The sequence below is a fragment of the Streptomyces sp. UNOB3_S3 genome (assembly GCF_020740895.1).
Classification (GTDB): Bacteria; Actinomycetota; Actinomycetes; order Streptomycetales; family Streptomycetaceae; genus Streptomyces.
This window is the reverse complement of record NZ_JAILXP010000284.1, coordinates 1-9,471: the sequence shown is the minus strand read 5'-3', so window position 1 is coordinate 9,471 and position 9,471 is coordinate 1. Positions and strand designations below refer to the sequence as shown.

The window sequence follows — 9,471 nt, the reverse complement described above, 5'->3', positions numbered from 1 at the left end:
GGCGGGGGTGGCGGTGGCGCCGGGGTCGCCGGGCAGAGCGCGGCGAACGACACGCCGAGCGCGCCCTCCGCGCGGGCGACCAGACAGCCGGGACCGGCGTGCACGAAGGTTTCGGCGGTGCGGGATTCGACGAGCTCGTCGGTGACGACGATCCCGCTCGCCGGCCCCGCCACGTCGGGCGGCTCCGGAACCACCCCGGCCCCCACCGTCGCGAAGACGATCATCAAGGCCGCGCATCCGGTACGTCCCGCTCGGCGCCATCCACTCACGACGGGGATCTTGCGGGGGTTACGCCGCAGATTTCCACCTGTCCGGCCGAATTACTCCGATCGGGTGAGAGGTGTCCCGTGCTCCGAAAGCTACAGCGAAGCGACATGTAGCTCTCGGTGATGGTCACGGGCGAGCCAATCGCGAGCAGTTGTCGTACTTCAGATCCGCACGGCTTCCCGTCCCGAGAGGGTGCTGGTCCCGCGAGCGACAAGGAGCGTCACCCATGGCCGGGACGCAGCCCTCGAACCTCACCCCCGCTGACCTCTCGCGATACGGTTTCCTGCCCCCGCTCTGCCTACCGCTACCGCTGCCCTATGGGCCTGATCCCGCCTCGCTACGAGTGGAGGGTGCGCGCGAGCCCGGTCGAAGCTGGGCCGCGGCTACGGCAGCCCTTGCCGCCGGGGAGCCCCGACGGGCTCTTGCCGCGCTCCAACCACTGGCTTCGGCCGATGCTTCACCTGCGTCCGCTGCGGTCACGGCCGTTCTGCGGGATGCGGCCCGGGCGCTGGAACTCGACCACTGTCCAGGTGGCTGGTGTGATTCCCTACGGGACACGCAACAGCTCATCGAGGGCATGGTCTTGACCAAGAGAGGTGGCGAAGCGCTCGGCGATGCCCCGGACGGGGCCGCTTGGCTGCTCACCTTTCTGGCCGGCAGTCTTCTCCCTGAACTGCTGTCGGTCCAACGCAGCGTCAGCCAGGCGGCAGACATCGTCATCAAGCATGAACGCCTGCTCCGCCGGGCAAAAGTGGCTCCCAGCGCCAGTGGTCTGACACGCGGTCTTACTCCCGAGGCCGTCCCGCCGACCGAGGTACTCGAAATAGTCCGGGCGGCGGAGGACATGCTCTTGGATCGTTTTACGGCTCCCGACCCTCAGCATCCTCTCTTCGCCTCAGTGCGCGCGGCTCTACGGCTCTGCTTAGCTGACCTGTGGTACTGGGCCGGCGACGCGGACCAGGCCGAGGAGCGCCACCAAGCTGCCCGCGCCGCTGCCCCGGATGACACCGCTCTCCAAGGTTGGGCCGTAATGCTCTCCGGTGACTGGGCTCTGGGCCTTCAGGCAGGGGCGGAACAGCGTCGACCTGCTGAGGAACTGCCTCGCGCCGCAGACCTCGGTGTCGCCGATCAGTTGTGGGCCGAGTCGTCCCGTCTTTACCGCGAAGCGCGCTGCAGCCGGGGAGAGGCCGCTGCCTTGCTGCGTCGCGCGCACATTGCCCGACTACATGGCTCCGCAGGCCGCAGCGAATTGCTGCGAGATGCCGAGAGGCTGGCTGCCCGTGCTGCGGATGGTGCGCTCTGCTCTCTCATTCAAGTACATGGCTGGCTCGACCGGATCGAGGACGGAACCGATGTACTGAATTCGCAGTGCGCTTCGGTGCGGAAATGGGGCGTGACACATGGTGGTGATAGCTGGCTTCGGGGCCTGTCTGCCCTGCTCTCCGCGCAAGCCACGCGGTGGAGTTCCGCAGGGGATGCCCTGCGCGCGGCCCAGGCCGAACGTCTGGCCGCCGCGCTGGTCGGAGAGTCTGCTGCCCAAGCCGCCAAGCACGGTGCCGAGGCCGCCAAGCACCAACTGTCGGAGGTCGTGCTCGCCGAAGAGGAGCTGACCCGATGCGAGACTGTGCTGTCGACAGCCGAGGAACTTCACAAGGGCGATCAACCTCACGGTATCGCACACGTGAATGCTATGCAGGCCGGCCTGAAATTCGCGGCTGCTGCCGCCGGGTTGGCCGATCCTGGTCTGCTCACTCTGGCTGCAGACCGCGGCGAGGGGTTGTTGGGGAGGGGGCCGCAACATGAGAGGCCTCCGGCTGCGCCACCCGCAGGGGATAAGAATGAGCAGCTACCTTTCTCCCTTGTCCCTTTCAACTCTCCGGATAGCATTCGGGCCTACTCCGCGTACTGCCGCGCCCGGGCTGCGGCATTGGCCGGGTTGGAAGAGCAGACCCAGAGGTCTGCGGAACACGCCTTGAGCCTGGCCGTCGAATGCTGGGACATCCACACCCTCTTCGTCACCTTGATTCTCCGGCGTCGTATGGACGAAGCCCGACTTCTCATCGATGAGCTCGAGCAATTCGGGGCGCTGGACGCCTGCATGCTGACCAGATTCAGAATGATGGCCGGGCAGGCACAGGAAGCTGCGCGCGCCGCGCGCGGTCTGGATGAGTGGGAGCATGCCTTCGGGGGCCGCCTCTGGGAGATCCTGGGACTCAAGGCCGAAGTCAGGGAAGCGAACGGTGACTATCCAGGAGCTCTACGGTTGGCCGAGGAGGCCATCAACCACTACGAGGCCCATCGCACCCGGCTCGCGCGGGATGCGCTGCGCAGTACCTTGGCCAACGACACAGCGGTGATGAGCCTCTTCCACACAGCGGTGCTGTCCCATCTGGCGTTGGACGGTGCCACCCGAGAAGGGACCGGCGTGTACGAAGGTGGCCCTGGCGCACGGGCGGCCTTCGCCCTGGCCGAGCGCGTCCGTTCCGGGTTCCTCGACAATGTCCGTGCGCTGGACGTGGCCCGAGGAGCTGAGGAAAACCGCGCTGTACGGGCCTGGCTGTGCGCTGACTCCCGCTGGTCCGCCGTGTACGAGGACCAGGTCGCCCGCCTGCGGCGACAAGCTTTCTCCCTCAACCCGGCCGACATCGCCACTACGTCAGGTGGCTCAGCTCCTGACCCCGCCAAGCGCCGCCAGCAGGCCGAGCGGGAACTCGCCGAGGCGGAAAGCGCCGTGCGGCAAACCGTCCCTGCGGCACTCACCGCGTGGCGCGGTACCCAGCGCACCACCGTTGAGGAGGTGGCGGCGTCCCTGCCCCCCGGTGTTCTGCTGCTCCAGTACCACCTGTTCGACGAAGACCTCGTCGCCTGGGCGATCACCAGCGAACGGCTGCGCGTTGTGCGGACGAAACAGTGGGCGGTCGCCATGGCCGGGAAGGCCCGGCGTTTCCATTCCTGGTGCTCGGGGCTCGACCGCAACCCGGCCCCCGGTGTGGATCTTGCCAAGCTCCTGCTGGAGCCGTTCGCCCGAGAGCTGCGAGACCACCAGCGGGTGCTGCTGGCGCCGCCGCCGCGTCTGTTTCTCCTCCCTTTCCAGGCCCTGCCATGGGAAGGCGGCACACTCGGCGACCGTCGTACCCTGTCCCACCTGCCCGCTGCCTCCGTACTCACCCGCCGTCCCCCAGGGACCGCGCCTTCGACCGCGTGGAGCGCTCTGCTCGTCGGAGACCCGGCCACCGATCCGGCGGCGGGACTCGTACCGATTCCGGGTACCGCTGTCGAAGTGCACCACACAGCCGCGTTGTTCCCCGGATCTCGGGTGCTGACCGGCGCCCAAGCCGCTTTGGGCGGGGTTTCCAAGGAGGCCGCTGGCCGAGGGATCGTGCACCTGGCGGCTCACGGTCTGGTGGACGAGCATTCGCCCAACCGGAACCACCTCGCCCTGGCAGGACACGACAAGCTGAGCGTCGGAGACCTGTACGGCTTGCACACCTATGCCGGCCCCGAACTGCTGGTGCTCTCCGGTTGTCACACCGGCCGTGGCACCGCCTCCGGAGGCGATGTACTCGGTCTGGCCCGCTCGGCTCTGATGGCCGGTGCCCGTCATGCGGTGGTCTCGTTGTGGCCGGTGGACGACCGCGGTGGCTGTCTGACCATGGTCCGCATGTACCGCCATTTGGCGGCCGCCCGCTCCCACCTGCCCGACGGCCCCGGCCCCGGAGTGGCCCAGGCGCTTGCCGAGGCGCAACGCGAAGTCCGCGCGTTGACGGCCGGGGAACGGGACGCCGAGTACGCGGCGCTGGCAGCCGAGGCCGGCTGCCCAACGCCCGTCGGCGCGGGACGTGGCACTGTCCGCGACAGCGGACCTGCTCCCGCCCCCCTGGTGCCACCCGAGCACCCCTTCCACTGGGCCCCGTTCATCCACATCGGCACACAGGAGGCCACAGAATGACCCTGCGAGCACTGCTGATCGGCGCCCAGACGTTCGGTTTGTCCGGCGTGCACTCCGATGTTCAGCTCATGGAACGAGTACTCCACGACCGGGGATTCCAGGACATCCGGACCCGGTTGGACGGCGACGCCCGCTACCACGCCATCATCGAGTCCTTCGACGAGCTGGTGCGGGAGACCCGGCCGGGGGACGGCGTGGTGCTGTACTACTCGGGCCATGGTTCGTTCCAGGACCATCCCGACGCCGTCGAGCGATCCCGTGCGTGCCTCTCTCCTTATGTGCACTATCTGGTGCCCGTGGATCTGGAGGAGAGCACCCCGGATGATTTCCGGGGTCTGCTGGTCGAGGAGCTGACCGCCGTCGTCCACCGAATGACCTCGATCACCCCCAATGTCACTGTCATACTTGACTGTTGTCACGCGGGTGGCGCCGTGCGCGACCCACACGTGGCCGTCCGGTCGGTCAGCCGATTCGTTCCGCTGGAGTCCGCTCTGGCCCGCGCCGAGCGGCTGCCCACCACTGAGCTGTCGGCGCCGGACCCCTCAGTGGTACGGCTGATGGCCTGTCCACGGCATGAGCGGGCGCATGAGGCTCCAAGTTCGCGTCGGCCCGGTCAGTGGCACGGGGTGTTCACGGAGGAACTCGCCGATCTGCTGGACGCCACGCTGGAGCACCCGGTGCCCTGGGGCGCCTTGATGGCACAGGTCCAGGACCGGGTGATGCGGCGCGTGCGGCAGCGGCCGGATCTCGGCGGGCCGCACTCCGCCCGGCTGCCGTTCTCCACGCGTACGACCGCCCATGCCCGTCAACTGCCGCTGTTGTGCCGGGCAGGCCGATTGGTGGTGCCCGGCGGCGCGGTGCTGGGACTGGCGCAGGGCGACATCGTGGCCCTCACCGCGCCAGGGGAAACCCTTGCCGAAGCGGCGCGGGTCGCGGTGACAGCGATGCTCGGTGCCGACGCCGAGCTCGAGTCGCCACCAGGCAGCCTGACGCACCGGTTGCCGGAGTGCCGTGCGGTTCCGGTTCGCACCCACGTCCGGCAGTACATCACTTTCGAGGGGGACGGGCCGCTGGCTCGTGCTCTGCGGCCGGCCTTGACCCGATCGACCGGGCTGGCGGAGGCATGCCTCGCCGACCCGGCCTTCGCCACGGTCCGTTCCAGGGGTTCGACGGTGGTGGTCACCGACCGGTCCGGGTTCGCCTTCCGGGCGCCAGTCCCTGACGAACCCGGCCGCCATGAGGCTCTGCTCGCCTTGCTGGAAGAGCTCGCGCGAGGTGAGCGGCTGCGAGCGTTGCCGAATGGTGCCGAGGAGGCGTGGTTGGACGCCGAAGCCGTGGCTTTCTTCGAGCGACGGCCCCAGGGTGACCAGTCGCAGCCGCTCCGGCCCGGCGACCGGCTGATGGATGGCGATCAATACCGCGTTCAGGTCGTCAATCGCTCGGCGCACCGGCTTTTCCTGTGGCTGCTCGACGTCGGGCTGAGCGGACGCACCGCGCTGGTAACCGACTACGAGCCCAGCGGCTGTCTGCTGAACGCGGCCGGCCGTGCGGGCGGCGTGTGGAACTCCGGCTGGACCGATATCTACTGGCCGGAGGACGTACCGTACGAGGGGCCGCGCCCGGAATCCCTGATCGTGATGATCGCCGACCGTGCAATGGACATGTCCTCACTGGCCTCCCCTGATGAAGGGTGGCTGGTACGGCCACGGGGTGTGCCTCGCGGCTTGGAGGGCGTGGTCGCGGAAATCCTGAACGGCGTGCGGGACTCCGGCGCGCGAAGGGCCGAAGGCTTCCGCTACAAGACGCTGCGGTGCGACACGGAGGTCGAAACCCGACCTCAGGGCGGGTGAACACATACCCCGCCTTCTGTATGTCACACCGCGACGAGGCGGACCCGGTCGCCACACAGCTTGGTCATGTCATCGATGTCCGAGGTCAGCATGACCACTGGGCGCTGCTGACGCAGGGCCATCTCGGCTACGGCCGCGTCGATCGCGTACATGTGGCCATGGAGACCGGCCCCCGTCAGCAGTGCTGAGGCTGCTTTCGCCTCCTCGTCCCCCACCGCGATCACTCTCAGCCCGGACAGCACCCACCCCAGGCGCGCCTTGTTTATGCGGGTGTGCGTGGCCTCGATGATGGTGAGTGCGCAGATCACCACTTCCATGCCCCGCCGCCGCGCCTCCGCGACCAGGGCTACCACCTGCTCGTCGTCACCGAGAAGCCTGGACAGTCCCTCGCTGTCCAGGACCAGGGTGCCCTCATGGCTCAGCTTGCGGCGGGCCACTGATCTTCCTCGGCGAACACCTCGTCGAAGACCTTCCGTGCCCGCTCTTGAGCCTGCTCGGAAAGCGGGCCTTTGCGCTGCTCGTAGTCGGCCAGGTACTCGTCCAGGATCTGGCCGCGCAACTCGCGCTCGACGGCGGCCGCGATGAATGCGGAGAACTCCCGCTTGCCGACCCGCGCGCGAATGGCTTCAGCCGTCCCCTCGGGCAGCGACAGACTCACCCGTGTCGCCGGCCCCTCACCAATGCTGTATGACGCCTCGGACATGGAGGCCATTGTGTCAAATGAGTAGGAATCCGCAAGCGCCCTGCCCGACCGGCCGCCCAGCATCGGAGATCACCGCTCATCCGGGCCTGGTCCGGTGGAGCTTCGCGGGGAACCCCGGCCTGCCACGAAGCGGGCCACCCCCTCGGCCGCCTCCGGCAAGGAACGGATCCCATGGGTGAATTCGGCGGCCAGCGCCGCGTCTTCCGTCAGCCCCTCCTGGTCGAGCACCGACGCCCGGTCGCTCCGCAGACACGCCTGCGGAAACCGCGCGATCTCCGCCGCGAGCGACTCCGCCGCCGCACGGGAAGTGCCCGTCGGCACCAGGCGGTTGACGAGCCCCATGGCGTGCGCCTCGGGGGCCGGGACCGGGCGGCCGGTGAGGATGAGGTCCATGGCCTGGGAGGCGCCGATCAGGCGGGGCAGCCGGACCGTGCCGCCGTCGATCAGGGGGACGCCCCAGCGGCGGCAGAGGACGCCGAGGACGGCGTCCTCCTCCGCCACCCGCAGATCGCACCAGAGCGCGAGTTCCAGGCCGCCCGCGACGGCGTGCCCGGCGATGGCCGCGATCACCGGTTTGGTCAGCCGCAGCCGGGTGGGGCCCATCGGCCCGTCGCCGTCGGGCGCCACGCGGTTGGCGCGGCCGGTGCCGAAGGCCTTGAGGTCGGCGCCCGCGCAGAACGCGCCGCCCTCGCCCCACAGCACCGCGACGCGCGCAGCCGGGTCCGCGTCGAACGCCCGGAAGGCGTCGGCCAGGGCGGCGGCCGTCGGGCCGTCCACGGCGTTGCGCACCTCCGGGCGGGAGAGGACGACGGTGGTCACCGGGCCCCGGCGCTCGGTGCGGACGGCCGCCCGTGCGGGGGCTGTCACGGGGTGTCCTTCGGGCGGGCCCGGTCGAGGATATGCCCCAGGTCGGCGCCCGCCGGCAGGGTGCCGAAGGCGTTGCCCCACTCGCCGCCGAGCCGCGAGGCGCAGAACGCGTCGGCGACGGCCGGGGCGCTGTGACGCACCAGCAGGCTGCCCTGGAGGACGAGCGTGAGCTGCTCGGCGACGCGCCGGGCGAGGAGCTGGGCCCGGTGCGGGTCGGAGAGCTCGCCGAGCAGGGCGCGCAGCCGCGCGATGGCGGCGTCCAGCCGGGCGTCCGCGCCGGCGGCGAGGGCGACCTCGGCGAAGTAGGCGTCCAGCGAGGCCGGTTCCCGGGTCAGCGCCCGCAGCACGTCGAGCGTCGCCACATTGCCTGAGCCCTCCCAGATGGACAGCAACGGCGCCTCCCGGTAGAGCCGGGGCATGCCGGACTCCTCGACGTAGCCGTTTCCGCCCAGGCACTCCAGGGCCTCCGCGGCGTGGGCGCTGCCACGCTTGCACACCCAGTACTTGCCGGCGGCCAGCGCGAGCCGGCGCAGGGCCGCCTCCCGCTCGTCGCCCGCCAGCGAGCGGTCGAGCGCCGCCGCGAGCCGCAGGGCAAGCGCCGTCGCCGCCTCGGACTCGACGGCGAGGTCGGCCAGGACGTTGCGCATCAGCGGCTGGTCGATCAGCTCGGCGCCGAACACCCGCCGGTGCGCGGTGTGGTGGAGCGCCTGCCGCAGCCCGGCGCGCATCCCGGCGGCCGAGCCCGTCACACAGTCGAGGCGGGTCATGTTGACCATCTCGACGATCGTGCGCACCCCGCGCCCGGGTTCGCCCACGGGCCAGGCCAGCGCCTGCTCGTACTCGATCTCCGCCGAGGCGTTGGAGCGGTTGCCGAGCTTGTCCTTCAGCCGCTGGAGCCGCATCGCGTTGCGGGTGCCGTCGGGCAGCACGCGCGGCATCAGGAAGCAGGTCAGGCCCCCCTGGTCTCCTTTGGAGGGTTCCGCCTGCGCCAGCACCAGGAAGACGTCGCTCATCGGCGCCGACGTGAACCACTTGTGGCCCGTGATCGCGTACGAGCCGTCGCCCGTGGGCACGGCCCGGGTCGTATTGGCCCGGACGTCCGAGCCGCCCTGCTTCTCCGTCATCGACATGCCCGCGATCAGGCCCCGCTTGCCGAGCGGCGGACGCAGCCCGAAGTCGTACGTCCGGGACGCCAGCAGCGGCTCGTACACGGCGGCCAGCTCCGGCTGGGCGCGCAGGGCGGGCACGGCGGCGTACGTCATCGAGACGGGGCAGCCGTGGCCGGCCTCGGCCTGCGCCCAGACGTAGAACTTCGCCGCCCGCACCAGGTGCGCGCCGGGCCGGGCCTCGGCCCAGGGGGCGGCGTGCTGGCCGCTCCCGACAGCAGCGGCCATCAGCCGGTGCCACGCCGGGTGGAACTCGACCTCGTCGATGCGGTGCCCGTAGCGGTCGTGGGTGCGCAGGACCGGCGGGCTCGCCTCGGCCGTGCGGGCCCACTCCTGGACCTCCTCCGAGCCGGCCCGCGCCCCCAGCTCCCGGACCTCGGCCTCGCCCCAGCCGCCGCCGTCCCGGCGCAGCGCCTCCAGCAGCGCGGGCTCGTCGGCCGTGGAGAAGCCGGTCAGGGGCGGGGCCTGGTTGAACACGTCGTGCGTGGCGCTCACGGCGACCTCCGGGGACACGATGGGGCACGATCCGAACGGCATTACACTTTTATGATGCGTGATGCGGAGCTGTAATGGATAGGGTTCCGTCACTCATGGACGCCACCGATTCCCTCGCCCTGCGGCCGCTGACCGCACGCTCGGTCGTGCTCTCGACGCTCCTGGGCCACCACC

General features: G+C 70.2%; 7 protein-coding genes. 2 read left to right on the top strand and 5 right to left on the bottom strand.

Annotation, left to right across the window (positions count from 1 at the left end; genetic code table 11):
• Positions 1–269: hypothetical protein (locus tag K6I33_RS25810; protein ID WP_229356926.1), on the bottom strand; the 269-nt coding region annotated here is incomplete at its 3' end.
• Between the two features lie 575 nt (positions 270–844).
• Between K6I33_RS25810 and K6I33_RS25805 the strand changes: the two genes are divergently transcribed.
• Complete coding sequence (locus K6I33_RS25805) at positions 845–4,216, top strand: CHAT domain-containing protein (RefSeq protein ID WP_229356925.1); 3,372 nt, start codon at positions 845–847, stop codon at positions 4,214–4,216.
• A complete protein-coding gene (locus K6I33_RS25800) occupies positions 4,213–6,066 on the top strand; it encodes a caspase family protein (RefSeq protein ID WP_229356924.1) in 1,854 nt (617 codons plus the stop codon). The genes K6I33_RS25805 and K6I33_RS25800 overlap by 4 nt, the downstream gene beginning before the upstream one ends.
• A gap of 23 nt (positions 6,067–6,089) precedes the next feature.
• On the opposite strand, the gene K6I33_RS25795 is transcribed toward K6I33_RS25800, so the two are convergent.
• From K6I33_RS25795 to K6I33_RS25780, 4 genes are all read right to left on the bottom strand, one after another.
• Positions 6,090–6,503, bottom strand: a complete 414-nt coding sequence (locus K6I33_RS25795; protein ID WP_229356923.1) for a DNA-binding protein — start codon at positions 6,501–6,503, stop codon at positions 6,090–6,092.
• The gene (locus K6I33_RS25790; protein WP_229356922.1) at positions 6,485–6,769 is read right to left on the bottom strand and encodes a hypothetical protein; all 285 of its coding nucleotides are present in this window, start codon (positions 6,767–6,769) and stop codon (positions 6,485–6,487) included. The genes K6I33_RS25795 and K6I33_RS25790 overlap by 19 nt, the downstream gene beginning before the upstream one ends.
• A gap of 69 nt (positions 6,770–6,838) precedes the next feature.
• Positions 6,839–7,636: a crotonase/enoyl-CoA hydratase family protein gene (locus K6I33_RS25785; protein WP_229356921.1), complete on the bottom strand. Its 798-nt coding sequence runs from the start codon at positions 7,634–7,636 to the stop codon at positions 6,839–6,841.
• Entirely contained in the window at positions 7,633–9,297 is a 1,665-nt protein-coding gene (locus tag K6I33_RS25780; RefSeq protein ID WP_229356920.1) for an acyl-CoA dehydrogenase family protein, read from the bottom strand. The genes K6I33_RS25785 and K6I33_RS25780 overlap by 4 nt, the downstream gene beginning before the upstream one ends.
• Between the last annotated feature and the right edge of the window lie 174 nt (positions 9,298–9,471).